General features: G+C 52.2%; 28 protein-coding genes and 4 pseudogenes. 14 read left to right on the top strand and 18 right to left on the bottom strand.

Annotation, left to right across the window (positions count from 1 at the left end; all coding sequences use genetic code 11):
* Positions 1–31 precede the first annotated feature (31 nt).
* Together ansA and pncA are read left to right on the top strand one after the other, a co-directional pair.
* Complete coding sequence (gene ansA, locus LA04_RS13165) at positions 32–1,048, top strand: asparaginase (protein ID WP_008500705.1); 1,017 nt, start codon at positions 32–34, stop codon at positions 1,046–1,048.
* A 9-nt stretch (positions 1,049–1,057) separates the two neighbouring features.
* Positions 1,058–1,699, top strand: a complete 642-nt coding sequence (pncA, locus tag LA04_RS13160) for a bifunctional nicotinamidase/pyrazinamidase (protein WP_047651924.1) — start codon at positions 1,058–1,060, stop codon at positions 1,697–1,699.
* A gap of 45 nt (positions 1,700–1,744) precedes the next feature.
* Here the strand turns inward: pncA and LA04_RS13155 are convergent, their stop codons facing one another.
* Both LA04_RS13155 and msrB read right to left on the bottom strand, forming a co-directional pair.
* Complete coding sequence (locus LA04_RS13155; protein WP_244997183.1) at positions 1,745–2,008, bottom strand: YeaC family protein; 264 nt, start codon at positions 2,006–2,008, stop codon at positions 1,745–1,747.
* A gap of 56 nt (positions 2,009–2,064) precedes the next feature.
* Positions 2,065–2,478, bottom strand: coding sequence for a peptide-methionine (R)-S-oxide reductase MsrB (msrB, locus tag LA04_RS13150; protein WP_047651920.1), 414 nt, complete (start codon positions 2,476–2,478; stop codon positions 2,065–2,067).
* Positions 2,479–2,818: 340 nt separating this feature from the next.
* On the opposite strand from msrB, the gene gapA reads away from it, so the two are divergent.
* Positions 2,819–3,814 carry a glyceraldehyde-3-phosphate dehydrogenase gene (gapA, locus tag LA04_RS13145; RefSeq protein ID WP_023311257.1) on the top strand — a complete coding sequence of 332 codons (996 nt, stop codon included), beginning with the start codon at positions 2,819–2,821 and terminating at the stop codon, positions 3,812–3,814.
* Between the two features lie 73 nt (positions 3,815–3,887).
* Positions 3,888–4,772 (top strand): D-hexose-6-phosphate mutarotase, encoded by an 885-nt coding sequence (locus LA04_RS13140; RefSeq protein ID WP_047651919.1) that lies wholly within the window; start codon positions 3,888–3,890, stop codon positions 4,770–4,772.
* Between the two features lie 78 nt (positions 4,773–4,850).
* Here LA04_RS13140 and LA04_RS13135 read toward each other — a convergent pair whose 3' ends face one another.
* On the bottom strand, positions 4,851–5,597 hold the full coding sequence (locus tag LA04_RS13135) for a MipA/OmpV family protein (RefSeq protein WP_047651918.1): 747 nt from the start codon (positions 5,595–5,597) through the stop codon (positions 4,851–4,853).
* 431 nt (positions 5,598–6,028) lie between these two features.
* Here LA04_RS13135 and yeaG point away from each other — a divergent pair, with 431 nt between their 5' ends.
* The 3 genes from yeaG (at position 6,029) to LA04_RS13120 (ending at position 9,921) form a co-directional block, all read left to right on the top strand.
* Positions 6,029–7,963: a protein kinase YeaG gene (gene yeaG / locus LA04_RS13130; RefSeq protein ID WP_008500713.1), complete on the top strand. Its 1,935-nt coding sequence runs from the start codon at positions 6,029–6,031 to the stop codon at positions 7,961–7,963.
* A gap of 75 nt (positions 7,964–8,038) precedes the next feature.
* Positions 8,039–9,322 (top strand): YeaH/YhbH family protein, encoded by a 1,284-nt coding sequence (locus tag LA04_RS13125; protein WP_032651499.1) that lies wholly within the window; start codon positions 8,039–8,041, stop codon positions 9,320–9,322.
* 98 nt (positions 9,323–9,420) lie between these two features.
* Positions 9,421–9,921, top strand: a complete 501-nt coding sequence (locus LA04_RS13120) for a YbaK/prolyl-tRNA synthetase associated domain-containing protein (protein WP_047651996.1) — start codon at positions 9,421–9,423, stop codon at positions 9,919–9,921.
* A gap of 21 nt (positions 9,922–9,942) precedes the next feature.
* Here LA04_RS13120 and yoaI read toward each other — a convergent pair whose 3' ends face one another.
* The gene (gene yoaI, locus LA04_RS24440; RefSeq protein WP_111965575.1) at positions 9,943–10,047 is read right to left on the bottom strand and encodes a small membrane protein YoaI; all 105 of its coding nucleotides are present in this window, start codon (positions 10,045–10,047) and stop codon (positions 9,943–9,945) included.
* A 145-nt stretch (positions 10,048–10,192) separates the two neighbouring features.
* Here yoaI and LA04_RS13115 point away from each other — a divergent pair, with 145 nt between their 5' ends.
* Positions 10,193–10,639 carry a DUF441 domain-containing protein gene (locus tag LA04_RS13115; RefSeq protein ID WP_024908579.1) on the top strand — a complete coding sequence of 149 codons (447 nt, stop codon included), beginning with the start codon at positions 10,193–10,195 and terminating at the stop codon, positions 10,637–10,639.
* Here LA04_RS13115 and LA04_RS13110 read toward each other — a convergent pair.
* Positions 10,623–11,414, bottom strand: coding sequence for an AraC family transcriptional regulator (locus LA04_RS13110; protein WP_047651916.1), 792 nt, complete (start codon positions 11,412–11,414; stop codon positions 10,623–10,625). The genes LA04_RS13115 and LA04_RS13110 overlap by 17 nt on opposite strands.
* Positions 11,415–11,513: 99 nt before the next feature.
* On the opposite strand from LA04_RS13110, the gene LA04_RS13105 reads away from it, so the two are divergent.
* Entirely contained in the window at positions 11,514–12,701 is a 1,188-nt protein-coding gene (locus tag LA04_RS13105; RefSeq protein ID WP_047651915.1) for a CynX/NimT family MFS transporter, read from the top strand.
* A 32-nt stretch (positions 12,702–12,733) separates the two neighbouring features.
* Here LA04_RS13105 and LA04_RS13100 read toward each other — a convergent pair whose 3' ends face one another.
* On the bottom strand, positions 12,734–13,441 hold the full coding sequence (locus LA04_RS13100) for a CTP synthase C-terminal region-related (seleno)protein (protein ID WP_047651913.1): 708 nt from the start codon (positions 13,439–13,441) through the stop codon (positions 12,734–12,736).
* Between the two features lie 101 nt (positions 13,442–13,542).
* Here LA04_RS13100 and LA04_RS13095 point away from each other — a divergent pair, with 101 nt between their 5' ends.
* On the top strand, positions 13,543–13,887 hold the full coding sequence (locus LA04_RS13095; RefSeq protein WP_047651912.1) for a DUF488 domain-containing protein: 345 nt from the start codon (positions 13,543–13,545) through the stop codon (positions 13,885–13,887).
* On the opposite strand, the gene LA04_RS13090 is transcribed toward LA04_RS13095, so the two are convergent.
* Both LA04_RS13090 and LA04_RS13085 read right to left on the bottom strand, forming a co-directional pair.
* Complete coding sequence (locus LA04_RS13090) at positions 13,888–14,193, bottom strand: periplasmic protein (protein WP_047651911.1); 306 nt, start codon at positions 14,191–14,193, stop codon at positions 13,888–13,890.
* A gap of 80 nt (positions 14,194–14,273) precedes the next feature.
* Entirely contained in the window at positions 14,274–14,528 is a 255-nt protein-coding gene (locus LA04_RS13085) for a putative hemolysin (protein WP_047651910.1), read from the bottom strand.
* A gap of 309 nt (positions 14,529–14,837) precedes the next feature.
* On the opposite strand from LA04_RS13085, the gene LA04_RS13080 reads away from it, so the two are divergent.
* Entirely contained in the window at positions 14,838–15,866 is a 1,029-nt protein-coding gene (locus tag LA04_RS13080) for a sensor domain-containing diguanylate cyclase (RefSeq protein ID WP_047651995.1), read from the top strand.
* A 45-nt stretch (positions 15,867–15,911) separates the two neighbouring features.
* Positions 15,912–16,010, top strand: a complete 99-nt coding sequence (locus tag LA04_RS24435; RefSeq protein WP_029739841.1) for a YoaK family small membrane protein — start codon at positions 15,912–15,914, stop codon at positions 16,008–16,010.
* A gap of 130 nt (positions 16,011–16,140) precedes the next feature.
* Here the strand turns inward: LA04_RS24435 and LA04_RS13070 are convergent, their stop codons facing one another.
* The 3 genes and pseudogenes from LA04_RS13070 to LA04_RS13060 all read right to left on the bottom strand — a co-directional run.
* Positions 16,141–16,389, bottom strand: coding sequence for a GlsB/YeaQ/YmgE family stress response membrane protein (locus LA04_RS13070; RefSeq protein ID WP_006174788.1), 249 nt, complete (start codon positions 16,387–16,389; stop codon positions 16,141–16,143).
* 284 nt (positions 16,390–16,673) lie between these two features.
* A pseudogene (locus LA04_RS13065) lies at positions 16,674–18,114 on the bottom strand (sensor domain-containing diguanylate cyclase).
* Between the two features lie 125 nt (positions 18,115–18,239).
* Positions 18,240–18,839: pseudogene (locus LA04_RS13060) on the bottom strand (EAL domain-containing protein); the annotation flags it as partial.
* A 361-nt stretch (positions 18,840–19,200) separates the two neighbouring features.
* Here LA04_RS13060 and LA04_RS13055 point away from each other — a divergent pair.
* Positions 19,201–20,700 (top strand): EAL domain-containing protein, encoded by a 1,500-nt coding sequence (locus LA04_RS13055; protein ID WP_047651909.1) that lies wholly within the window; start codon positions 19,201–19,203, stop codon positions 20,698–20,700.
* Between the two features lie 289 nt (positions 20,701–20,989).
* Here the strand turns inward: LA04_RS13055 and LA04_RS13050 are convergent, their stop codons facing one another.
* From LA04_RS13050 to LA04_RS23635, 3 genes and pseudogenes are all read right to left on the bottom strand, one after another.
* Entirely contained in the window at positions 20,990–21,235 is a 246-nt protein-coding gene (locus LA04_RS13050; protein ID WP_047651908.1) for a DUF2543 family protein, read from the bottom strand.
* Between the two features lie 74 nt (positions 21,236–21,309).
* Positions 21,310–21,657, bottom strand: a complete 348-nt coding sequence (locus LA04_RS13045; protein WP_047651907.1) for a DUF1304 domain-containing protein — start codon at positions 21,655–21,657, stop codon at positions 21,310–21,312.
* Positions 21,658–21,734: 77 nt separating this feature from the next.
* Positions 21,735–21,905 (bottom strand): annotated as a pseudogene (locus LA04_RS23635) (NADP-dependent isocitrate dehydrogenase); the annotation flags it as partial.
* Positions 21,906–22,127: 222 nt separating this feature from the next.
* On the opposite strand from LA04_RS23635, the pseudogene LA04_RS13040 reads away from it, so the two are divergent.
* Positions 22,128–22,394 (top strand): annotated as a pseudogene (locus LA04_RS13040) (SOS response-associated peptidase family protein); the annotation flags it as partial.
* On the opposite strand, the gene LA04_RS13035 reads toward LA04_RS13040, so the two are convergent.
* From LA04_RS13035 to LA04_RS25015, 4 genes are all read right to left on the bottom strand, one after another.
* Positions 22,394–22,726 (bottom strand): FlxA-like family protein, encoded by a 333-nt coding sequence (locus LA04_RS13035; protein ID WP_040017211.1) that lies wholly within the window; start codon positions 22,724–22,726, stop codon positions 22,394–22,396. The pseudogene LA04_RS13040 and the gene LA04_RS13035 sit on opposite strands and share 1 nt — an antisense overlap.
* Positions 22,727–22,928: 202 nt before the next feature.
* Positions 22,929–24,197, bottom strand: a complete 1,269-nt coding sequence (locus LA04_RS13030; protein ID WP_047651906.1) for a Y-family DNA polymerase — start codon at positions 24,195–24,197, stop codon at positions 22,929–22,931.
* 2 nt (positions 24,198–24,199) lie between these two features.
* Entirely contained in the window at positions 24,200–24,619 is a 420-nt protein-coding gene (locus tag LA04_RS13025; protein ID WP_041162658.1) for a translesion error-prone DNA polymerase V autoproteolytic subunit, read from the bottom strand.
* Between the two features lie 176 nt (positions 24,620–24,795).
* Positions 24,796–26,169 carry a phage tail fiber protein gene (locus tag LA04_RS25015; RefSeq protein ID WP_052119549.1) on the bottom strand — a complete coding sequence of 458 codons (1,374 nt, stop codon included), beginning with the start codon at positions 26,167–26,169 and terminating at the stop codon, positions 24,796–24,798.
* Positions 26,170–26,284: the final 115 nt, after the last annotated feature.

The raw sequence follows: 26,284 nt of genomic DNA, 5'->3' as shown, positions 1-26,284 counted from the left end.
TTTTTCTTTTGAAGAACAAGAACTCACTACCATGCAGAAGAAATCGATTTATGTAGCCTACACTGGCGGTACCATCGGTATGCAGCGCTCCGAAAACGGCTATATCCCTGTCTCCGGCCACCTGCAGCGTCAGCTTGCGCTGATGCCGGAATTCCACCGTCCGGAAATGCCTGACTTCACCATCCACGAATACGAGCCGCTGATGGACTCCTCCGACATGACGCCGGAAGACTGGCAGCACATCGCGGATGACATTAAAGCTCATTACGACCAGTACGACGGCTTCGTGATCCTGCACGGCACCGACACCATGGCGTTTACCGCCTCGGCGCTCTCCTTCATGCTGGAGAACCTGAGCAAGCCGGTTATCGTCACCGGGTCGCAAATCCCCCTGGCGGAGCTGCGCTCGGACGGGCAGATCAACCTGCTGAACTCCCTGTACGTGGCGGCGAATTACCCGATTAACGAAGTGTCGCTGTTTTTCAACAACCGTCTGTATCGCGGCAACCGCACCACCAAAGCCCATGCCGACGGCTTTGACGCCTTCGCCTCCCCTAACCTGCAGCCGCTGCTGGAGGCCGGGATTCATATTCGTCGTCTGGGTACGCCGCCTGCGCCGAACACCGCCGGCGAGCTGATCGTGCATCCGATCACTCCGCAACCGATTGGCGTGGTCACTATTTACCCGGGTATCTCCGCTGATGTGGTGCGTAACTTCCTGCGCCAGCCGGTGAAAGCGCTGATTCTGCGCTCCTATGGCGTAGGCAACGCGCCGCAGAACGGCGAATTCCTGAAAGAGCTCCAGGAAGCCAGCGAGCGCGGAATTGTGGTCGTGAACCTGACCCAGTGTATGTCCGGTAAAGTGAATATGGGCGGCTATGCCACCGGCAACGCGCTGGCGCACGCCGGGGTGATCAGCGGCTTCGATATGACCGTTGAGGCAACGCTGACTAAACTTCACTATTTACTGAGTCAGGATCTGGACATTCAGTCCATTCGCAGCGCGATGATGCAAAACCTGCGCGGCGAGCTGACCCCGGACGAATAAGGAGTGCTCATGAAGCAACGCGCCCTGCTACTGGTCGATTTGCAAAATGATTTCTGCGCGGGCGGTGCGCTGGCCGTCGCCGAAGGTGAGAGTACCGTTGACGTGGCCAACACGCTGATTGACTGGTGCAAAGCCCGCGGTGAAGCGGTTGTCGCAAGCCAGGATTGGCACCCGGCGAACCACGGCAGCTTTGCCAGCCAGCACAACGTTGAGCCGTTCACTCAGGGGGAACTCGACGGGCTGGCGCAAACCTTCTGGCCGGATCACTGCGTACAGCAGACGGAAGGCGCGGAGCTGCATCCGCTCCTGAACCAGAAAGCCATCGACGCGGTGTTCCATAAAGGTGAAAACCCGGCTATCGACAGCTATAGCGCGTTTTTTGATAACGGGCATCGCCAGAAAACGGCGCTGGACGCGTGGTTACGTCACCATGAAATCACGGAGCTGATCGTGCTGGGCCTGGCGACGGATTACTGCGTGAAGTTTACCGTGCTGGACGCGCTCCAGTTGGGGTATACCGTCAGCGTCATCACCGACGGCTGCCGCGGAGTGAACATTCAACCGCAGGACAGCGCTCAGGCGTTTATGGATATGGCTGCGGAAGGCGCAACGCTGTATACGCTCGAAGACTGGCTGGAAACGCAGGCGTAGTCTTTTACGCCCTCTCCCTGTGGGAGAGGGTATCAAGCTGCACCGTTATTGCATTTTCATCGTCGCAATCGGCTTCGGCGTGATGCCAAAATCTTCTTTCAGCTCGCGCTTGCTCTTCATCACCATCTGGCCTTGGGTGTCAATGGTCATATGCTGCGCGTCGGTGTTATGGCGCGCCTGCCACAGCATTACCAGCTGCAAACTGTTCTCTTTTTGCTCCGGCGTCAGCGCAACGCCGTCGGGCCATTTTCCCAGTTCTACAGCGGTCACCAGACGCTGATAAATCTCCGGCGTCATGCCGCTAATCATGTCATCAATATTCACTCTCACGCTCTTTCAAAGGAATAATTTGCTGAATCGTTTTTTCAACCCTTAATCTGGTCACCGTTTTCATCATCGGTGAAGCTCATTGAGGCTGAATTTACGCAGAAACGCTCGCCCGTAGGCTGTGGGCCATCCGGGAAGACGTGCCCAAGGTGCGCATCGCAGTTGCCGCAGCGAATTTCCGTGCGCACCATGCCGTGCGACGAGTCGGTCAGGTAGCGGATGGCCTCATCGCTCACCGGCTCGTAGAAACTCGGCCAGCCGCAGCCAGAATCAAATTTCGTTTGTGAATTGAACAGCGGGGCATCACAGACCAGGCAGTGGTACACGCCGTCTCGCTTGTTGTGCAGTAAACGCCCGGTGAACGGCGGTTCCGTTCCGTGATTCTGCGTCACGTAAAACTGCATTTCTGTGAGATTTTTTTTCAAATCGTCAGGGTTACTTTGGTTCGACATATGCTTACATCTCGCTGTAGAAACAGACATCTTTTAACCCGGATTCTAACAAAACATTAACACCCTTGCGTGTACTTTTGTTCTAAACTTATGTGTCGCGAATAAGCGGTCAGGCAATTGTGATCACGTTCACATTTTTATCCTGCGAGGACTTTAAAATCCCGGCGCAGCCCCCATATGGGTGCAAGCTCAAAGGGAAAGTGAGGCGAGTCAGTCGCACAAACGTTAGTCACAGGATTGATTTGTCGCAATGATTGACACGATTCCGCTTGACGCTGCGTAAGGTTTTTGTAATTTTACAGGCAACCTTTTATTCACTAACAAATAGCTGGTGGAATATATGACTATCAAAGTAGGTATCAACGGTTTTGGCCGTATCGGCCGTATTGTTTTCCGTGCTGCTCAGAAACGTTCTGACATCGAAATCGTTGGTATCAACGATCTCCTGGACGCTGAATACATGGCGTACATGCTGAAGTACGACTCAACTCACGGTCGTTTCGACGGCACCGTTGAAGTGAAAGACGGCCACCTGGTTGTTAATGGCAAAACCATCCGCGTTACTGCTGAAAAAGACCCAGCTAACCTGAAGTGGAACGAAATCGGTGTTGACGTTGTTGCTGAAGCAACCGGTATCTTCCTGACCGACGAAACTGCGCGTAAACACATCACCGCTGGTGCGAAGAAAGTTGTTCTGACTGGTCCTTCTAAAGACAACACCCCAATGTTCGTTCGTGGTGCAAACTTCGAAACTTACGCTGGCCAGGATATCGTGTCTAACGCATCCTGCACCACCAACTGCCTGGCACCGCTGGCTAAAGTTATCAACGACAACTTCGGCATCATCGAAGGTCTGATGACTACCGTTCACGCGACCACCGCTACTCAGAAAACCGTTGATGGCCCGTCTCACAAAGACTGGCGCGGCGGCCGTGGCGCGGCTCAGAACATCATCCCATCCTCTACCGGTGCTGCTAAAGCTGTAGGTAAAGTACTGCCAGAACTGAACGGCAAGCTGACTGGTATGGCGTTCCGCGTTCCAACTCCTAACGTATCCGTTGTTGACCTGACCGTTCGTCTGGAAAAAGCTGCTTCTTATGAAGAAATTAAGAAAGCAATCAAAGCTGCTTCCGAAGGCGCAATGAAAGGCGTTCTGGGCTACACCGAAGACGACGTTGTATCTACCGATTTCAACGGCGAAATCTGCACTTCCGTGTTCGATGCTAAAGCTGGTATCGCACTGAACGACAACTTCGTGAAACTGGTTTCCTGGTACGACAACGAAACTGGCTACTCTAACAAAGTACTGGACCTGATCGCTCACATCTCCAAATAAGTTGAGATGAGTGCTTGATCCAAAAAGGCGACTTCGGTCGCCTTTTTTTATTTATAAGACAGAGGATTGCTTAATGATTAATAAAATTTTTGCACTTCCGGTAGTCGAACAGCTTACCCCTGTGCTCTCCCGCCGTCAGATTGACGGCGCTGATATCATCGTCGTTGACCACCCGCGCGTTAAGGCCTCCGTGGCGCTGAACGGCGCCCACCTGCTTTCCTGGAAACCGGAAGGCGAAGCTGAAGGCTTATGGCTGAGCGATGCGACCTCCTTCAAAAAAGGGGCAGCGATTCGCGGCGGCGTGCCGATCTGCTGGCCGTGGTTCGGTCCGTCCGCCCAGCAGGGTTTGCCTTCTCACGGTTTTGCCCGTAACCAGCAGTGGACGCTAAAAGCGCATAACGAAGATGACAACGGCGCCGTGCTGACCTTTGAGCTACAGGCTAACGATGAAACTCGTGCCCTCTGGCCGCACGATTTCACCCTGTATGCCCGCTTCAAGCTGGGTAAAACCTGTGAAATCGAACTGGAAGCTCACGGCGAGTTCGAAACCACCTCCGCCCTGCACACCTATTTCAACGTGGGTGATATCAGCGCAGTGAAGGTGAGCGGCCTGGGCGATACCTATATCGACAAAGTGGATAACGCGAAAGAAGGCAAACTGAGCGACGGCGTTCAGGCATTCCCTGACCGTACCGATCGCGTTTACCTGCACCCGGAAGCGTGCAGCGTGATCCACGACGGCGCCCTGAACCGCGGCATTGAAGTGGTCCATCATCATCACAGCGACGTGGTGGGCTGGAACCCGGGCCCTGCCCTTTCCGCCAGCATGGCCGACATGACGGATGAAGGGTATAAAACGTTTGTCTGCGTGGAAACGGCCCGCGTGACCAATCCGCAGAAAGCGAGTGAAGAAAAGCCATCTCGTTTAGGGCAGACGATCCGCATTGTTAAGCGATAAATTCGCTGCACCACGCTAAAGCAAACGGGGCGCAAGCGCCCCGTTTTAATACATCAATTGCACGATATTAGTGCGCAATCAGAACTTGTAGCTCACACCCACAGAGAAGATGCCTGCCCAGGACTTATCGACCATCGGGCTATCCTTCACTTCATCGCTCAGACGCTCATAGCGGCCCGTACCGTACACGCTCCAGTCGCCGAGGAAGTTGTAGGTCGCGGTCAGCTCCAGATAAGGATCCCAGCCGTCATCTGCACTGTAGCTTTTCAGACCACTGCGACGGGACTCGTTTTTAGAGACGCCGTAGTAGTAGTCGTTGTAGTTCTCGCTGTTGTACTGCACACCGATACCCGGCGTCAGGGTGAGCCCACCGTTGGTGTAGCGGTACAACCATGCCAGGTCCCAGATAAAGCCGTTGCTGTTATCCAGCGTGTCACCCGCCAGGGCAGTACGCAGGAAACCATACTCGGTGTTATGTACATAGGAGAGTCCGGCCATCATGGTGCTTTTACGCTTGTCGAGCTGGCGAAGCGCATGGCTGTCGCTGTCGCCCGGCTTGAAGTGCGTTGGATCGTAGTAGGCCATGATGGAGAGCTTATCGGCCTTGTCGTTCCAGAGATAGTAGCCGCCGCCGAGCCCGCGGAACCAGACGTTATCGCCTTCATAAGTGATAACGGGAACAGGATAAACATCACGGTCATACTGTTTGTACGGGCTGTTAATGACGCCAACACCCGCGCCAACCGTCCACTGACTTTCCGCCTGTGCGGTGCTTACTGCGGTCGCGGCAAGGATGCCTAATGCCAGAAGTTTGAGTTTGGTCACAATCCATTCTTTCCTGTAGTCAAATAATCAGCGGGTGAAGTGTAACCGCCATTCCCGTACATCCCAAAATTTTTTGCCTGCTAATCAGTCTGATTAACCCATTATTTTTAACTTTTCAGATGACAACACGCTTTCATTTATATGACCACTGAATGAAAAACGTGCATTTGTCTTATAGCGACAGTGGAAATTTTTGGATGAGTTATTGATATGTCATTGAAAGTAGATTTTCTGGGCATGCAAGTTTTGCAAATGCCATCTACGCTTTAATTTAAGAAGAGTTTTCCTGAACACCCTGCGGTTCTTAGCGTCTGACCTGGCACACAGGTTGCTGCTCTGGCAGTGAGGTGCGAGAGATTCTCTTCCGGGAGCCTCCACTACTCATACGAACGGCTCTTATCCTGTGCTAAAAAACGAAAGGACGGCATGCCATGAATATATTCGATCACTATCGCCAGCGCTATGAAGCTGCCAAGGACGAAGAGTTCACACTGCAGGAGTTTCTTACCATCTGTCGGCAAGATCGCAGTGCCTATGCCAATGCGGCAGAACGGCTATTGATGGCTATTGGTGAGCCAAACATGGTTGACACTGCCCTGGAGCCTCGGCTTTCCCGTCTCTTTTCGAATCGGGTGGTCGCCCGATACCCGGCGTTTGAAGAGTTCTATGGTATGGAAGATGCCATCGAACAGATTGTCTCCTATCTGAAGCATGCCGCTCAGGGTCTGGAAGAGAAGAAACAGATCCTCTATTTACTCGGCCCGGTGGGTGGTGGTAAATCCTCGCTGGCGGAACGCCTGAAGTCGCTGATGCAGCGCGTCCCTATCTATGTGCTGAGTGCCAACGGTGAACGCAGCCCGGTGAACGACCATCCGCTGTGCCTGTTCAATCCGCAGGAAGACGCGCAGATTCTGGATAAAGAGTATGGCATCCCGCGTCGCTACCTCGGCACCATCATGTCGCCGTGGGCGGCTAAACGCCTGCACGAGTTTGGTGGTGACATAACCAAATTCCGCGTGGTGAAGGTCTGGCCGTCTATCCTTGAGCAGATCGCCATCGCCAAAACAGAACCCGGTGATGAGAACAACCAGGATATCTCGGCTCTGGTGGGTAAAGTCGATATCCGTAAGCTGGAAAACTTCGCGCAAAACGATCCGGATGCCTACGGTTACTCCGGCGCGCTGTGCCGTGCTAACCAAGGGATAATGGAATTCGTCGAGATGTTTAAAGCACCGATTAAAGTGCTGCATCCACTGCTGACGGCTACCCAGGAAGGCAACTACAACGGTACGGAAGGTATTTCCGCCCTGCCGTTTAACGGGATTATCCTCGCCCACTCGAACGAATCTGAATGGGTGACCTTCCGTAATAATAAAAACAATGAGGCCTTCCTTGACCGCGTGTACATCGTCAAGGTGCCTTATTGCCTGCGGATCTCCGAAGAGATCAAAATTTACGAGAAACTGCTTAACCACAGCGAGCTGGTGCATGCACCCTGCGCACCGGGAACGCTGGAAACGCTGTCGCGCTTCTCCATCCTTTCGCGTCTGAAAGAGCCGGAAAACTCCAGCATCTATTCGAAAATGCGCGTCTATGACGGTGAAAGCCTGAAAGATACCGACCCGAAAGCGAAGTCATATCAGGAATACCGCGACTATGCCGGGGTTGATGAGGGGATGAACGGTCTGTCCACGCGTTTCGCGTTTAAGATCCTCTCCCGCGTCTTTAACTTCGACCATGCGGAAGTGGCGGCCAACCCGGTTCATCTGTTCTACGTGCTGGAGCAGCAAATCGAACGCGAGCAGTTCCCGCAGGAGCAGGCTGAACGCTATCTTGAATTCCTCAAAGGTTACCTGATCCCGAAATACGCCGAGTTCATTGGCAAAGAGATCCAGACGGCCTACCTGGAATCCTATTCAGAATACGGGCAGAACATTTTCGACCGTTATGTCACCTATGCTGACTTCTGGATCCAGGATCAGGAGTACCGCGACCCGGATACCGGCCAGCTGTTTGACCGTGAGTCCCTGAACGCGGAGCTGGAAAAAATTGAGAAGCCTGCCGGGATCAGCAACCCGAAAGACTTCCGTAACGAGATTGTGAACTTTGTCCTGCGCGCCAGAGCGCATAACAACGGGCGCAATCCGAACTGGACCAGCTACGAGAAACTGCGCACGGTCATTGAGAAGAAAATGTTCTCCAATACCGAAGAGCTGCTGCCGGTGATCTCGTTTAACGCCAAAACCTCAACCGATGAGCAGAAAAAGCACGACGATTTTGTCGACCGTATGATGGAAAAAGGCTACACCCGCAAGCAGGTCCGCCTGCTCTGCGAATGGTATCTGCGCGTGCGTAAATCGTCTTAAAAACAAGTGCCCGGTGGCGGTTAGCGCTGACCGGGCCTACAAAATGCAAGTTGGCAAATGCAGTACGGGGGGTATATGACCTGGTTTATTGACCGGCGTCTTAACGGCAAAAACAAGAGCACGGTGAACCGCCAGCGCTTCTTGCGTCGTTATAAAGCGCAAATTAAACAGTCTATCTCCGAGGCCATCAACAAACGCTCGGTGACCGACGTCGACAGCGGCGAGTCTGTCTCCATCCCCACCGATGACATCAGCGAACCGATGTTTCATCAGGGGCGTGGCGGCCTGCGCCATCGCGTACACCCAGGTAATGACCACTTCGTTCAGAACGACAGAATTGAGCGTCCTCAGGGCGGCGGCGGTGGTTCAGGAAGCGGTCAGGGACAGGCCAGCCAGGACGGTGAAGGTCAGGACGAATTTGTCTTCCAGATTTCGAAAGACGAATATCTCGACCTGCTGTTTGAAGACCTTGCGCTGCCGAATCTGAAAAAGAATCAGCATCGTCAGCTTAACGAATATAAAACCCATCGCGCGGGCTATACCGCCAACGGCGTGCCCGCCAATATCAGCGTCGTGCGTTCGTTGCAGAATTCGCTGGCGCGACGAACGGCCATGACGGCGGGCAAACGGCGCGAACTGCGCGAGCTGGAGAGCAGCCTGAAGGTCGTGGAAAACACGGAACCGGCGCAACTGCTGGAAGAGGAGCGTCTGCGTAAAGAAATTGCCGAGCTGAGGGCGAAGATTGAACGGGTACCGTTTATCGACACCTTCGACCTGCGCTACAAGAATTACGAAAAACGCCCTGAACCCTCCAGCCAGGCGGTGATGTTCTGTCTGATGGACGTTTCCGGCTCGATGGACCAGGCCACCAAGGATATGGCGAAGCGTTTTTATATTCTGCTCTACCTGTTCCTGAGCAGAACCTATAAGAACGTGGAGGTGGTCTATATCCGCCACCACACTCAGGCGAAAGAAGTAGATGAACATGAGTTCTTCTACTCGCAGGAGACCGGTGGGACCATCGTATCAAGCGCTCTGAAGCTGATGGATGAAGTGGTCAAAGAGCGTTACGACCCGGCGCAGTGGAACATTTATGCCGCGCAGGCGTCCGATGGCGACAACTGGGCCGATGACTCACCGCTGTGTCACGAGATTCTGGCGAAGAAAATTCTGCCGGTGGTGCGTTACTACAGCTATATCGAAATTACCCGTCGCGCGCACCAGACCCTGTGGCGGGAGTATGAACATCTGCAGGCAATGTTCGATAATTTTGCCATGCAGCATATCCGTGACCAGGATGATATTTATCCGGTGTTCAGGGAGTTGTTCCATAAGCAATCTGCTACCAGCAACGCATAATCCAACAGCCAGCGAACGCGCTGGCTGTTTTCTTTCGACCCCGTTCATCCCGTGCTAATGTAGAACCCTGCATACAGGATTATCACCGGGAAATGGTTATGACTGACGACGTTATTGGGGCAGGAACCCACCAGCAGCTGATTACCTTACTCACCGAGCAGGGCGCGCGGTTTCGCGTCATGGAGCATGAGGCGGTTGGGAAATGCGAAGCGGTAAGTGAAATTCGCGGGACCGATCTGCGGCAAGGCGCAAAAGCCCTGGTCTGCAAGGTGAAGGGAAACGGCGTAAAAAAACACGTTCTGGCGATCCTCGCCGCCGATCTGCAGGCCGACCTGAGCCAGCTTGCCAGCCATTTTGGCGGGCTGAAGGCCTCCCTCGCCAGCCCGGCCGAGGTCGATACCCTGACCGCCTGCGTTTTCGGCGCTATCCCGCCCTTTAGCTTCCACCCTGATTTGGCGCTGGTCGCCGACCCGCTGCTGTTCGAGCGCTTTGACGAAATCGCCTTTAACGCCGGTTTACTGGAGAAATCCGTGATTATGGATACCCAGGATTACCTGCGCATCGCCCGTCCTGAGCTCGTCACCTTCCACAAAGCGTAACTGCGATGGCTGGCGCTCCTGTCAGCCTTTTCGTTCCAGAAAAAGTACGGAGGCAACGAGAATAGCGGCAATAGCGAAAAACGATGAGGAGATAATCAGCGTTTCAACAAACATATGATCGTTCATGATGGCGACCCCTTTTGCGATATCTGCCTTCGTTTTAATCCGCGTAAATGACAAGGTTATGACAACGACAAAATCTTTTTAAAACTGTTCTCTGCCGCGTTTGCGCGTACAGTAAACAGAACAATTTTTCTGGCAAGGATTCCCTATGTTTGACCCTACTCTGCTCATTCTTCTGGCACTGGCCGCGCTCGGCTTTGTCAGCCATAACACCACCGTCGCCATCTCGATTCTGGTGCTGATTATTGTTCGCGTGACCCCGTTAAATACCTTTTTCCCGTGGATAGAAAAACAAGGCCTCACCATCGGGATCATCATTTTAACCATCGGGGTAATGGCGCCCATCGCCAGCGGCACGCTTCCCGCTTCAACGCTGCTGCACTCGTTTGTGAACTGGAAATCGCTGGTGGCGATCGCGGTGGGGATTTTTGTTTCGTGGCTGGGCGGGCGCGGCGTTACGCTGATGAGCAGCCAGCCCTCGCTGGTGGCGGGTCTGCTGGTGGGCACCGTGCTGGGCGTGGCGCTCTTTCGCGGCGTTCCGGTGGGGCCGCTGATTGCAGCAGGCCTTGTCTCTCTGTTTATCGGGAAGTCGTAGTCAGGCTGGCCATATAGCGCGCCGGCGTCTGGCCCAGTCCCTTTCTGAACATGGTGATAAACGCGGTGGTCGAGTCATAGCCGAGTGTCTGTGCCACCTGCTGCACCGATTTCCCACCGATCAAATGCTGTAACGCCACGATCAGCTGCAGCTGGTGACGCCAGCGGCGAAAGCTTAAGCCGGTCTCTTTCACCACCAGCCGCGCCAGGTTGCGTTCGCTCATGGCAAAGTGGCTCGCCCACTGCGTCAGCGTCTGCCAGGCGGCGGGCTCTTCCGCCATTTTCTCGCTCATCAGCCGAATTTTAGGATGAGGCGAGACGGGCAGCTGCAGATGCTCCTGACGCTGGAGCGGCAGCTCGTCAAACAGAACGTCCACCAGGCGCGAGGTGGCCGCAAGAGTGAGTTGTTCAGGCGATTTTTCCGCCAGGGATAAAATCAGCTCCCGCACCAGAGGGGAGATTTTCAGGGTGCAGCAGCGGTCGGGCAAGCTTGCCGCCCCCGGTTCAATGAACAAAAAGCAGAGCTGTGCGCCAGGGGTGGCCCTGTTGCTGTGCGGCATCTGGCCGGGGATCCAGACGGCGTACTGGGGTGGAACCATCAGCATGGCATTTTCCACTTCGCAGGTGATCGCGCCGCCGAGGGCCAGAATCAACTGCCCCTTACGGTGATGATGTCGGGGAATATACTGTTCCTCCGCCACCACGCGGATGCGAAATGCGACGGCCGCATCGTGCTGGCTATCGGGATCATAGCCGTCCAGTCCCAGACCAATCATCAGTTTGTCCGATATTAGCGATAAACTGTCATTTTAGCCTGATTTAAACCGCCGGGAAAATCGGTATTGTGGGCGCTCGCTTGAACGTATGAGAACATAATGACTACTGCTATTCGCACCTCAGGAAAACACGGCGCGCTGTTGATTGCAGGCATCCTGATGATTGCCACTACGCTTCGCGTCACCTTTACCGGGGCAGCCCCGCTGCTCGACACTATTCGTCTTGATTATGGCTTAAGCACGGCGCAAACCGGTCTGCTGACCACCCTGCCCCTGCTGGCTTTCGCCCTTATCTCGCCGCTCGCCGCAGGCGTTGCCCGACGTATCGGCATGGAGCGCAGCCTGTTTGTCGCCCTGCTGCTGATTTGCGTCGGAATTGCACTTCGCTCTCTGCCTTCCGCCGTGCTGCTTTTCATCGGAACGGCGGTCATAGGCTGCGGGATTGCGCTAGGGAACGTGCTGTTACCCGGATTAATTAAACGTGACTTTCCGGGCCAGGTGGCGAAACTCACCGGAGCCTACTCCCTGACGATGGGCGTCTCGGCGGCGCTTGGCTCGGCGCTGATTGTTCCCCTGGCGCAGGGTAATGCGGGCTGGCACGGCGCGCTGCTGATGCTGATGGCGTTTCCGCTGGTCGCGCTGCTGCTCTGGCTGCCGCAGTGGCGTCAGAAACACGTTGCGACGGTAACGGGCGCTGGCGCGCTGCATAATCGCGCCATCTGGCGCTCGGCACTCGCCTGGCAGGTGACGCTCTTTTTGGGGATTAACTCGCTGATTTACTACGTCATCATTGGCTGGCTGCCGGCGATATTGCTCAGCCACGGCTACAGCGAAGCTCAGGCCGGCTCGGTGCACGGGCTGTTGCAGCTGGCCACGGCCGTGCCGGGGCTTGCCGTTCCGCTGATCCTCCACCGTCTGAAAGATCAGCGGGGGATCGCCGGTGCGGTTGCACTGATGTGCGCGGTTAGCGCGGCGGGGCTGTGGTTTATGCCTGATATGGCGGTGATGTGGACGCTGGTGTTTGGCTTCGGCTCCGGAGCAACGATGATCCTCGGCCTGACGTTCATCGGTCTGCGCGCCAGCTCTGCGCATCAGGCTGCGGCCCTGTCCGGCATGGCGCAGTCGATTGGCTATCTGCTCGCCGCCTGCGGCCCTCCGCTGATGGGGAAAATTCACGACAGCGCGGGAGACTGGCGGATCCCGCTTCTGGGCTGCGCCCTGGCCGCCGTGATAATGGCTATTTGCGGCGTGCTCGCCGGGCGAGACCGGGAGATCGCGCCCCGTTAAAGACTGTGGCAGACCATTGGGTCTGCCTTTTCTTACCCGCGCGCCGCGCGCAGCATCGCCTGCACCAGCACGACCGGGCGTCCCTCCAGCGCACTACGTTCATGCTGGAATAAGGTGATCACGAAGAACGGGTGCGTAACCAGCTCCGCGGCGCGAATTTCCCCCTGTTCGTCCCAGCCCGTAACGTGCATATCACCGCTTTCCAGCGCCTGTGCAAACGCCGGCGACACGCCATAGTTACAGTGATATCCCTCTTCAATTTCCGGCTTGCCGTACGCTTTTGCGATCAGCGTATTTTTGCGCAGCTCAATCGCATCGGTTTTTTCCACCAGCGAGCAGGTCAGCGGCGCAATCACCATGGTGCCTTCGGTATCCGTCTCGGCATGTGCCGCATCAGCCCAGCCCAGCACGTTTCGGGCATACTCAATCAGCGCGTGCTGGAATCCGCCGCAGGTGCCAAGGAACGGTACGCCGTTTTCACGGGCGTAGCGCGCGGCGATAAAGGCCGCCTCGGTGTTTTTATAGGGGCTGGCAGGCACCAGCCAGATGGCATCGTAGCCCACCAGATCTTCAGGGCTCGTCAGCTCCGTGGTGGCAAGCCAGTCGTAATCGGCGGTGAGGTCAAGGACTGCGGCGGCGTCGTCAATGGCCAGCGGGATCGCCTGATGCGCAATAACACTGGGATTGTAATCGCCAACCAGCGCAATGCGCAGCGTCGTTTTAACCGGGAGGTGTTCCATGAAAGGTTCCTTATGCCAGAGTATTATCAGATAACATAAGGAACCTCAGACTACCGATCTTCTGCAATTATCACAATACCTTAAATTGGGAGGGTGGAATCATGATCCAATGCAAACGCGTATACGAACAGGCAGCTCCGGACGACGGCTATCGGGTGCTGGTGGACAAGCTGTGGCCGCGCGGGGTCAAAAAAACGGACCTCGCGTATGATGAATGGTGCAAAGCGCTCACGCCCTCGAATGAATTACGCAAGGCCTTTCATAGCGAAACCATTGATTTCACCGCCTTCACTAAGGCCTATCGGGAAGAACTGGCGCAGCACGCTGATGAGGGAAGACGTCTGGCGACGCTGGCGAACAGGCAGACCGTCACCCTGCTCTTTGCTGCCAAAAACACAGAGCAAAATCACGCCCTGGTATTAGCCGACTGGCTGCGCCATCTCTGATCAGCCGATCGCCAGCTCATCGAGAATTTGTGGGGCTTCATCGGGAGTGAGCGGCATCAGATGTTCGGCGCGGACAAACGCAAAGCCGTGCTGATTGTCAAAGGCGTAAACGTCGCCTGTCACCAGCCAAAGCGCGCGATCCGCAGTTACGGGAAGTTGCGTCATCACGCCGTTGACCGGGTTCACGAAACGCAGGCCAGGCTCGCACAGGCCAAACAGCTCAACAGATTTACCAATATTGCGACGGCCTGACGCCGTGCGGGCACCCACGATCATCGCCATGCTGCCCGGTTTAAGCTGGAACATACTTCTCTCGCAGAAACTAACGCCAGAAACTGGCTAAGATTAATCCTAAAGAGAAGTGTATCGCAGGCAATATATGTCTGTCACCTGGCGGGTTGCGGATGATCGCGACGGTAGAGCGTCCATTCATCTATCACTTCACCCCCCGGTAGTTTGCACTCCGTGCGTACGCCCTGCGGGCTTTGAACCGGGATCTGTTCCCCGCCTTTCTCCAGGCAGTACACGGAGGCCGGGTTCGCCATACCGACAGCGTGCGGCGGTTTCGGCGCATCGGGTGGGGTTGTTTTTGCGGTACAGGCCACCAGGGGAAGCGCCAGCGCCAGAAGCAGAAATCTCATCTCATTGATCCTTGTGACATCATTACAATCTAAGGGTAACGGTTCATCGCCGCGTTCTCCATGATTTCTCCATTTTAACTGCACTTTTCAACACTATAGTGTGGCATGTTCTCGATATGACCAGAGAACATCATTCCGTAATCAAGATGTCTTTGCCCCGGTCTCAACAACGGGGCTTTTTTTCTCTGCTGCTGCCCCCTCCCTGCATATATTAAATTTTTTATATTCATGTTTTACTATGCCTGAAGCCTAAAAATTCAGCATAACATGCAGATGCAGACGTCTTCTGCATGGGAGTCATTCTACGTCATGTCGGATATTATCCTTGCCCGTGTTTCAGAAACCCTCGCCACTGAACAATCCCTTGAAGGTCTCGTTCGCCAACTGCTGGAGATGCTGGAAATAGTGACTGACATGGAGTCGACTTACCTCACCAAGGTGGATATCGAAGCCCGACTGCAGCATATCCTCTACGCCCGCAACAGCAAGCAGATGACAATCCCTGAGGGGCTGAGCGTCCCATGGGATGAAACACTGTGCAAGCGCGCGCTGGATAGCGGCACCGTATTCAGCAACGACGTTCCCGAACGCTGGCCGGAGTGCGAGGCGGCGAAAGCACTCGGCATTACGACCTACATGAGTATTCCTGTCCATCTTGCAGATGGTTCACTCTACGGAACGCTCTGCGCCACCAGCACGGCCAGAAAGCCGCTTAGCGAGCGCGGTGAACAGGTTCTGAAGTTATTCGCCGGGCTGATTGCCCAGTCCATTCAGAAAGAGTCGCTGATGACTCAGCTTCGCGAAGCCAACGCGGCCCTCATCGCCCACTCTTACACGGATGCCCTTACCGGTTTACCCAACCGTCGCGCCATTTTTGAAGATCTGACCACGCTGTTTTCCCTGGCGCGCCACCTTAAACGTAACACCGTCATTGCGTTCATCGATCTGGATGATTTCAAGCTGATTAACGATCGCTACGGACACGAGGCTGGTGACCAGTTCCTGATAGAAGTGGGCAAGCGTCTGACGGAAGAAAAACAGCAGGACGATATCATTGGCCGGCTGGGCGGTGATGAGTTTCTGGTGGCTTCACTAAGCGCATATCAAAGAGACGGAGATAACGCGCAGGTCACTCTGCTCAAAACGCGCCTCAGCGCCTGCATTGCCGGTGAATACTGGCTAGGTAGCGTGAACCTCATTTATCCCGGAGCAAGTCTCGGCGTTATCGAAGTGGACCCTGAGGTAACCGATCCGGACAGCGCATTACGCGACGCGGATGTCGCGATGTATCAGGATAAGAAAGGAAAAAGCAAAACACGCTTTCTCACTATGGATTAACCCCGTACACTCTACGGCGTTACAAAAACCGAAACAGGTGATGATATGAGAATAGGGATCCTCTTCCCGGTCGTTATTTTTATAACGGCGGTGATTTTTTTAGCATGGTTTTTTGTCGGTGGTTACGCGGCGCCTGGGGCATAAATGAGAAAAACGACCCTCGTTATGCTGATCGTTGCCATCGCGGCGTTTGCCGGCACACAGCTTGGCTGGTGGTAAACGCCACTACGTAAAAAGGCCGCCATCTGGCAGCCTTTTTTAACGCTTGTAAGCCTTAGCTTTTGATTTTTCTGTAGATAAACAGAACAACCAGCGCACCGATCACCGCGACGGCAAAGCTGCCGAAGTTAAAGCCATCGACTTTACCAAAACCGAACAGCGTACTGATCCAGCCGCCGACTACCGCGCCGATAATACCCAGTATTACGGTGACGATAAACCCACCGCCATCTTTGCCCGGCATGATCCACTTCGCCAGAATACCCGCAATAAGCCCAAAGATAATCCAGGATAAAATTCCCATAACTTTCCTCTCTGTATGGTTTTTGTCATTAAATCAACGACACAAAAAAGAATAGCACAGGATTTCAGAAAGGAAATTTGTGATAGGCATCACAAAGAGAGAGTGCGCAATTATTCATCAACAAAAAGAACGGGCCACATAAACTGTGGGGTTGCATCTTTTGTTGAGAAAGATTATCTTTCTCAACACTGAATAGTTGAGCGAAACACTCAGGTATTCAGTACGACATTGCTCACATTGCTTCCAGTATTTCTTGCCCACTCCTGAGTGGGCTTTTTTTTAGTTCATACCCCAACAAACGCGTACCGGTTACGTCCTGCACGCTTTGCCTGATAGAGCGCCTGGTCGGCGGCAATAATAATATTCTGCTGGCTGCCCGCGATGTCGACCGCACGCGCGGTGGAAATCCCAACGCTTACCGTCACCCGCCCGAAGGGGCTAAAAGCATGCGAGATTTGCAGGGAAAACACGTTGCGAATAATCGTCTGCGCCAGTCGAAGCGCCTCCTGGATATCCGTATCAGGTAATATCAGCGCAAATTCCTCTCCGCCGTAGCGCGCCACAATCTGATTATCACGGGTAAGGCTCTCCCTGAGACTGTTTGCCAGCAGAGCCAGACACCGGTCCCCTTCCGGATGCCCGTAGTTATCGTTGTATTTTTTGAAGTAGTCCACATCCACAATCAATATCGAAATTGCCGCATCATGCGCGGCACAAAGCGCGATTTCCGAGAGGATTTTTTCATCAAAAATGCGACGGTTGTAAAGCCCGGTTAGCGCATCCTCAGAGGCGATAATCTTCAGCGCCTTATTATCTCTGGTTTTCCTGGATAAGTCGGAATACAGGAAGTATGACGCGACGATGAGTATCGCAGTGAAAACGAAAATGAGTAGCGCCAGTTGAATGGCCTGCTTGCGCCACGGTGGTGACCAGCCCGTAGCGTCGGTTTTTCTCATAGGCATAAATGCGTTCGATTTTATCAAATCGCGAAATGGAACTGGCTATCCCGGTATTTTGCACCTTGAGGTATTTCCTGAAGAGCGGTGAATCAGAAACAATCGTGCCGATATAGGTATTTTTAAAAGGATAACGGACCAGCAGCACGCCTGACTCGGTTGTTAAGCCAATGACCCCCGCATGACCAATATTAATCTGCCCGTAGAGCGCGAGAAAATTCTCGATACCCAGCGTCACCACCACAACACCATTAAATGCCCCGGTGTGGGTTTCAAGGCGCCGACTAATGGTGATGACCCATTTACCATTGGTTCTGCTGACTACGGGCTCGCCAATAAAAATCTGCTGATTTTTATTTTCCTTGTGGTAGATAAAAAACTCTCTGTCAGAGCCTTTGCGTGGCCCCGTAAAACTTTCCTGCAGCGCGGTGAAGATATCGCCCTGCGCATTGTAAACAACCACGTTATTAATCTGGGTAAGCAGATTGTCCTGATTATTTATCATTCGCTGAATATGGTTCGCCTGTTGCGGCGTCATGCCATAAATTTCGATTATGTCGGAAACGGTAGTAATTAACATTTCACTTTGGCGCATGATCCCCTCGGTGTAGACATCAAGGGTATGGCTCAGGTTGGCGACGCTGGTATTAATTTGCTGGATTGACTGCTGTCTGGACGTGGCAATTTGGACGGCAAGCGACAGCGAGATGATCAATGAGACAATGATGACGGTAATGGTTGTTGTGTAAAAAGTATTTTTCACATGCACGAGCTTTTCCACCTTATCACGCCTGACATCCCTGGCTGACAACTCGTGTCACTGTAACAAAGCTCAGGATAAGAGGAAAATGAATTGCACTTAAGCGTACAACAGAAGCTCGTCTTAATTTCGTTTTACAGACTGACCGTCTCCCGGGGCTTAGATAAAATGACTTTAATAAAATCGATACAGGAGACGGGCTTACCAAAATAATACCCCTGCAACAAAGTAATCTCATTACGGTTGAGATACTCCAGCTGCGCTTTCGTTTCTACGCCTTCAGCCACAATGCGCAAGGAGAGTTTTTTCGCCAGGTCAATGACGCAGTCCAGCAGGATCGTTGAGTCCTTTTCATCTGAAACCCGGTTCACAAAGCTTTTATCAATTTTAATATAATCAATGGCCAGTGCATTAAGGCATGACAGCCCGGAATAACCCGTACCAAAATCGTCCAGGGCAATAACAAAACCGGCGTTATGCAGCATGTTGAGGTTTTCCACGAGGTGAGGATTATCGATCAGCGGTTCACGCTCGGTCACCTCGAGAACCAGTTTGACCTCTTTACCCTGAAACCCCTTCCCGAAGACGCGACAGTCACCGATAAATGAAGGCGCATTAATATGTCTGGCGCTGATGTTCACCCCAATATGAAACCCGTCCGGTAGCTTAGGCAAAAGCGGCTTAAGCTGGGTCACCACTTTTGCCATCAACCCTTTGGTCTGCGGTATAATCAACACGCCGTTCCCGGGAAGGGAAGTGTAACTCAGCTTCTCCATCTGCCATAGCTGCCAGTTAATAATCAGAATGCCGCTCAGAAAAAGGAACAGAGCACTAAGAATAGGGATCATCACGTTGCGCACGATGTTTTCCTTAATAAAAAAAACAAACATCGATGTTCTGAAAGAAGAGCCTGTGCTAACCCGGTATTGCTTATAACAATGAAAATAGCTTAGCTAAGAATTATCTTAAAAAACTGATGCTTTCGTATGAGTTCACCTGCCGGCATTTACTCACATGACGTTACTATCAGGCTTGTTCCATGCCCTGGCTGTGTTAAGATTTGTGCAATCAGGGAGCGGACTGGATATCTGGAAAATGAAAAAGCTCATTGCCGTTGCTATCGTTTCAACGCTTCTGGTCTTCCTGTCTCTTTATGTGGTCAATGCTGTAATCATCGGTCAGCAGAAGAGCAAACAGCTTGAAATATCCCGTACCCTTTTACATTATTCAGAAGACGTGTCCCAAAGCGTGGCACTGGGTCTCAAAAGCATCACGACGCAGGGATGCGATAAATCCAGCCTCGATCGCTACAGACAAATTAAGCTTAATAATCTTTATTTCGCCGATATTGGTTTTATTGAGAAGGGAAAAATTGTCTGTACCGCTTTTTGGGGGAAACTCGCGACGCCCGTTGCACTTCCTGCAGAACTGCATAAAACGCCGAGGGGCTTTCTCCTGGCTCAGTTTTCGAGAAAAGACTTTTTCACGGGCAATGCGGCAATTTATAACAATATTATTATCTTCACCTCACGCTATGCTTACGATAAATTCACCCCGGTTACCGCAAGCTATTCGCTCAGTGCAACCACCAAAGACTTCGGCAGAGTCTTTTTTTCGGCCGCCACGGAACTAAATCAGCAGAGCTGGCTGCATTCGACGTTGTTTACCCTGACTCTGACACAGTGCAGCGCCTTCTGGGACCTGTGCGTCATCGTGAAGCATCACGACGCCGGGCTGGCGTCGTTACCTCCGTTTATCTTTGCGCTTCTCGCGGTTATTCTCTTTTTTATCTGGATCGCGATAACGTTATTTATCTTCCGTATCTATGAAGACCGTTTTTCTCTGGAACGTACGCTGATAAAAGCCGTTATCACGAATACCATCAGCGTTAACTATCAGCCCATTATCCGCATTCACGATCAAAAAATCGTAGGTGTAGAAGTTCTGTCGAGATGGCGCGATCAAAAGCACGGGGACGTCTCTCCGGAGCTGTTTATCCCATTAATTAAGAAGATCGGTCTGTATAAAAAATATTATAGTAATATTATCGAAAAATCCCTTTCCGAAATTGCCCCTCTGGCGATAAAACACCAGCTGATAGTCTCAATAAACGTTGGGCACAAGGAAATTGAAGATGGACAGTTCATTACCATTTTGCGTCGTGCGTGTTTTGCCAATCACCTTCCCCTTTCGCTGATGAAGGTCGAACTCTCTGAGAAAGCCGTTTCCACGGCAGATATCCTCGAGGGATTCTGTCAGGAGTTGAAATCGCTCGGCGTTAAAATATCAATAGATGATTTTGGCGTACAAAATTCGAATCTCGCACGCCTGTCTCTGCTTGAATATGATGAAATTAAAATTGATAAGTCGCTGGTGGACGGCATCAGCGAGCATTATAAGCAAAACATCTTTGCAATCTTCTCCGATGCCCTTGCAAAATTAAATAAAACGCTTGTTTTCGAGGGCGTGGAAAATGAAATTCAATATCGCTTTATTGCAGATAGATATCCCGATGCGCTGATTCAGGGATGGTATTTTTCAAAAGCACTCACCCGGAGCGAGCTGGCGAAGCGACTCACCGGGGTCGCACCGTAACCCGAAGCCCGGCGTATCCGTTTTTTTCGCTCCGACGTTTCCATTTTTTACGCAAAAACATATAGTCGTCACAATCAGACGGTAGATTACCCTGAAGCACACTCCTATTTTGGTTAAAAACGTGAAATTATCCTTACTTTTCCCAGTAGTACTCTTTTGTCTGACCGTTATTTTCGCGTTGTTTATCGACGCCCCCGCTTCGCATATTCTGCGGAAAAAATGCATGTGGTCCGATAGCGTGATGCTGAGCTGTATCGCAAAGCATCAGCATAACGGCTTTTGAAGCAGACTATTCATTTCCCCACTGATTGAGGAAATTCGCAACATCATCAATGCGACCCGCACGGATCCCGGCCTCAGTGGCCATCTCCTGCTGGGCTTCCTCGCTAATTTCCTCATTATTCGATAAACGGGTGATCAGCAGCTGGAAATAATGAGCCAGCGCGTCACGCTCTGACTCAGCGACCTGCTCTGCGGCTTCCGTCGCGTACTCATCGGCAATGTCATAATATTTCAGTGGGATATCGTTGTTCATAACTGTCTCGTCGCTAATCTTTACGGGTAAAGCCATCAGTATATCGGACGCCTTATCTCAACCAAAGCATTGCTTCAGAGGAGTAACGCAAGCAGCGCTGCGAGAGCGGGCGCGGCCTGTACATACAAAATTTTTCGGCTGGCGGTGGCTGCGCCAAAGAGCCCGGCGATCAGCACGCAGGTCAGGAAGAAGATGGCCACCTGAATACCCTTTTCACCGAGCCAGAGGCTCCAGAGCAGACCAGCCGCCAGAAAACCGTTATACAGGCCCTGATTCGCGGCCAGCACGCGGGTGTCGCGCGCAAAGTCGGGACGCAGATTAAAGGCCTTGTGCCCTGTTTTGGTATTCCACAGAAACATTTCCAGCACAAGAATGTAGAGATGAATGAAAGCAACGACAGCGATAAGGACAGTGGCTAACATCGTGTTGTCTCCCGCAGGCAGAGGCAAAAAAAACGGGAACCCTCAGGCCCCCGCTCTTGTTTAACCCAGAAACTGGATTACATGTTCGCGATAATCGCGTCGCCAAACTCTGAGCATTTCAGCAGCTTAGCGCCTTCCATCAGACGTTCGAAGTCATAGGTAACGGTTTTGGCGTTGATCGCGCCTTCCATACCTTTAACGATCAGGTCTGCGGCTTCGAACCACTCCATATGACGCAGCAGTATTTCATTAAATCAATCATGATGCATTGATTTTTCAATCAAAAACTCATAATTGGCGCGTTCATCACACTTTTTTGACCACAAGCTAACCTATTGATTAGTTATGATGATTTTTGGGTTTTGATAACCACTTTTTGGTTTTATTGATTAATCTCTTAATGGGTTCGCTACGCTCCTCCTTCTCTCCCTGCTCTATACTTTGAGTTTGAGACTTGGCTGGAGGTTTCTATGTGCGGACGTTTTGCACAAGCTCAAACGCGTGAAGAATATCTGGCCTATCTGGCCTATCTGGCCTATCTGGCCGATGAAGTCGATCGCGACATTCCATACGACCCGGAACCTATAGGCAGGAACATCGTCTCGCCCGGTACCAAGGTGCTGCTCCTGAGCAAACGCAACGAGCAGCTGCATCTTGATCCAGTCCTGTGGTCTTACCCGCCCGAATGGTGGGATAATACGCCACTGATTAATGCGTGTGTCGAGACGGCAACCACTCAGACGTAAATATCAATGGTGCCGGCAGTATTTGTATCGTCCTTTCTCTCTACTTTGTTATCAGGCTGAACTTTCGCATCCTTATTCTGTTTCTCTGCCTGCTGCCGTAACAACTGTTCAAGTTGAACTCTGAGGCTTTCAATTTGCTTCTGTACTAGTGCAGCCATTTCTTTTTTCTGCTCTGGCGTCATCCCCTCTTCCGATGAGATTTTCCCAAGCTTTTCAGTCAGCACTTGAATTTGTCTCATGATTTTGGCTATTTTTGATGTTCCTTCCGGGGCGGAGTTGTTTAAAATGGCAGTTGAGGCATTCCCCTGAATTGTGACAGACATAGATTTCTCCTTTTAAAAAAGCACTATCGGCACGCAATAAAATATCTTTAATCGTATTTTTGTTGCATTAATCGTTTGATGTTAATATTGATTTCCTTGCGCCTGGCGTATCTCAGAAAGCTAGGCTTGTTGACAGGAGGCAGAAGGGCTAGACGTTCGGCAATAATTTTCCTCCTGACGCGGCCCAAGACATCAGGAAAATTTATCGGACCCTAAGCAGGTCTGAATATCTCGTCGTATATCGAGGCGACAACATTTCTCGCTTCATTTGCCACTGCTGCTGTATGCCCTGCCCGGCAAAATAAAGCGTTCCCTTTCCATCTTTCCCGTTCAGATAATCCAGAACTTCCATCAACCTCTCGCTACCAACACGCGGCGCGTTCTCATCGAACAGGTTGAGCTGGGCCACGCCTTGGCTGAAAAAATCCCCAAGCATGATCCCTGCCTTCTGGTACCGGTGGCCATCCTTCCAGATTTTGTCCAGGCACTTTACCGCGGCGTTAATGATGTCGCGTGAATCCTGAGTGGGGGTAAGAAGCTTCATGGACGCACTGTTACCATAATACGGCTCATTAAGCGCGAAGGGAGAGGTTTTCACGAATGCAGAGATAAAGCGGCAATACTGATGCTCGCCACGAAGCTTTTCAGCACCGCGCGCTGCGTAAGAGCATATCGCTTGCCTCATCTGCTCGTATTCTGTGACACGCTCGCCAAAAGAACGACTACACACGATTTCCTGCTTTGCTGGCGCAAACTCTTCAAGATCCAGACATGGCTCACCGCGCAGCTCCCGGACGGTTCGCTCAAGTACAACATTGAAGTGTTTGAGGATAATCCAGGTGCTTTGCTCGGAGAGGTCCAGAGCCGTTTTGATGCCCATGGCATTTAGCTTCTTACTGATTCTGCGACCAACGCCCCAAACATCCTCTACAGGCACGATCGCCAACAACCTACGCTGCCGATCGATATTTGACAGGTCAACTACCCCGCCCGTCTGGCGCTGCCATTTTTTTGCGGCGTGGTTGGCGAGTTTAGCGAGAGTTTTTGTCTGGGCAATACCCACACCAACGGTAAGATGCGTACGCTTCAGAACCGTAGCGCGGATTTCCTTACCGAATTCTGTCAGGTCCCGGCAGTTTCGCACTCCCGTAAGATCGCAAAAAGCTTCGTCGATACTGTAAATTTCGACCCGTGGGCTCATTTCCTCCAGCGTCGTCATCACCCGGTTCGACATGTCTGCGTACAGCTCGTAATTGCTACTGAAGCACACAACTCCTGCGCGCCGGAAAAGCTCCTTTTGCTTGAAGAACGGCTCGCCCATGGTAATTCCAGCGGCCTTGGCCTCAGCGCTGCGCGCGATCACGCAGCCGTCATTGTTCGACAGGACGACTACCGGGCGCCCTCTCAGGTCCGGCCTGAATACAGTCTCGCATGATGCGTAGAACGAATTCACATCACAGAGAGCAAACATATTCAGCTCGCAGATTTAACGATGAAAGTAACAACACCAAACACGTCCAGTGTGTCTTCACTGCCAACAACAATCGGACTGTAGGCACTGTTCATAGGGTTGAGTTGTACGGTGGGGCGCAGCTGCAGACGTTTAACAGTGAACTCCCCTTCCACCGCGGCGATCACAATGTCACCATGTTCAGCTGTGCGCGAACTGTCCACCACTAGTAGATCACCGTCGCTAATCCCGGCTTCGATCATTGAATCACCCGCGGCTTTGACGAAGTATGTTGAGCTCGGGTGGGAAACCAGTAACTCATTGAGATCGATACGCTGTTCAACGTAATCAGCAGCAGGGCTTGGAAAACCACACTGTACTAAGTCACTGAAAAGCGGGAGAGCGATAATTTCTCGCAGTTCTGTTGGCCTGATGAATTCCATTGCACACACCTCAAAGACTGTTTTTATATACAGTAGTTTTATTTGTAAGTGTCCGCAAGATGCAGGCCCAGCAGCGGCTGCTTAAAGCTTCGCCGTTTCGTTTCTAAGTTTCTCACGCGCTTCGAATTATGCCGTTTGTAAATTTCTCAACTTAAGTCGGGGCTGTCTCAGCAACTTTAATTTTTTTGGTTGAATAAACAATCAGTCGGCATTTCTACCCGAACGCAGACGAACTGATCAGCAGGGATATCAACAGGATCTCCATCGTTTATACCGTCCTGTTCGTTCCTGGCGAATGCTGGTGCATCAGAGTGTGTACGATGATAGGTTTTGACCAACACAGAACCATCGGCATTAACCTCATAATCCAGCCAAATCAGCGGTTGTTTATTCCGGTCTGTGGGAATCTCAAACCCTCCGTCGATACCGCCCCAGGCAGCGTCTGAATTGAGTGATTCACACCCATCAATGAGATATTGGCCTACATCCAGACGAGTGACCGTAACGCCTTCTGATTCATCGTTAGTTTCATATCGTCCGTCACCGTAAATCTTCACAATTGGTGACGCGATTTTGATAAACCCGTTGCTATCTACGGTTGTGTTGCTTGTATCACGCACTACGGCGAGATTGTACCAGGACTGAGAGTTGGGGTTATAAACCTTATAACCGAACCCACGTTTACCATTATTGTCGCCATAAAAACCTATTAGCTGCATTCGGGCGGCTTCATCGGCAGAGGTAATATCAATCCATGCCCCTACGGCTCCACCTTCAACCTGGCCAGTAATGAAGCCGGTACTGTTTTTCCAGTATATGTTCGTCGGTGTATCACCAGGCGCAAACCGTGCTGTCTTTTGTCTTATGGCTCCAATATTAGTACAGGCTCCCCAGTAATCTCCGGTGGTTGCACCAGTTCCACCATATCGGGTTCCGAGTGGTACCGGATTACCATTATCCGAAACAACGACGCCCCACTCGTCTTTTCGTACGACAAGCGCATGATCCTGCGACGGGCCATAGACGATGCTCTGATTTTCCTGGGTAACGAATGTGCCTAAACCGAGGTTTGTGCGAGCGCCTGATGCGGTTGTCGAACCGGTACCGCCCTGGTTAACAGGTACTGCCCCACCGCTCTTGGTTGCCATATTGTCAGACAGATATTTCCATGACGGTCCGGTGAAGGTAGTGCCGTCTGGCAGCTTCACAGTGATGTTTCCGGCTGCGCTGTAAACCTGCTGCCAGTTCTGTTTGTCGTAATTCAGTCCACGCAGCGCTTCAGCACTTTGCGCCACCAGCGCGGCAGTGACCATGTTCAGCGCCACACGGGGAACCGCTGACCAGGCCGCGCCGGATTGTGTTGGCCCGGTAAAGTTGCTGACCAGCGTAAGTTGCGCATTACTCTCTACCGATTTTACGGGCAATGTATACGACACGCCGCCCACAGTAGAGACAATAAAGTCACCTGCTACGAGTTCGGTTTCGAATGAGGTTCCGGTACCGCCAACAATAGCGGACCCGTTTGTCAGGGTGATAGTTCCTGCAGACATATGCGCTCCTTTCGGGCAATAAAAAACCCCGCCGGTGCGAGGTCAAATTTTTGAGGATAAAAACCCTTTTGTGTTTGAGAAAAAACACATCATTAGATTAAAATTCACCCATAAC

This window comes from Enterobacter sp. UCD-UG_FMILLET (assembly GCF_000762975.1).
Taxonomy (GTDB): Bacteria; Pseudomonadota; Gammaproteobacteria; order Enterobacterales; family Enterobacteriaceae; genus Enterobacter; species Enterobacter dykesii.
Note: the sequence above shows the minus strand (reverse complement) of the source record. Positions and strands in the feature narration are given on the sequence as shown.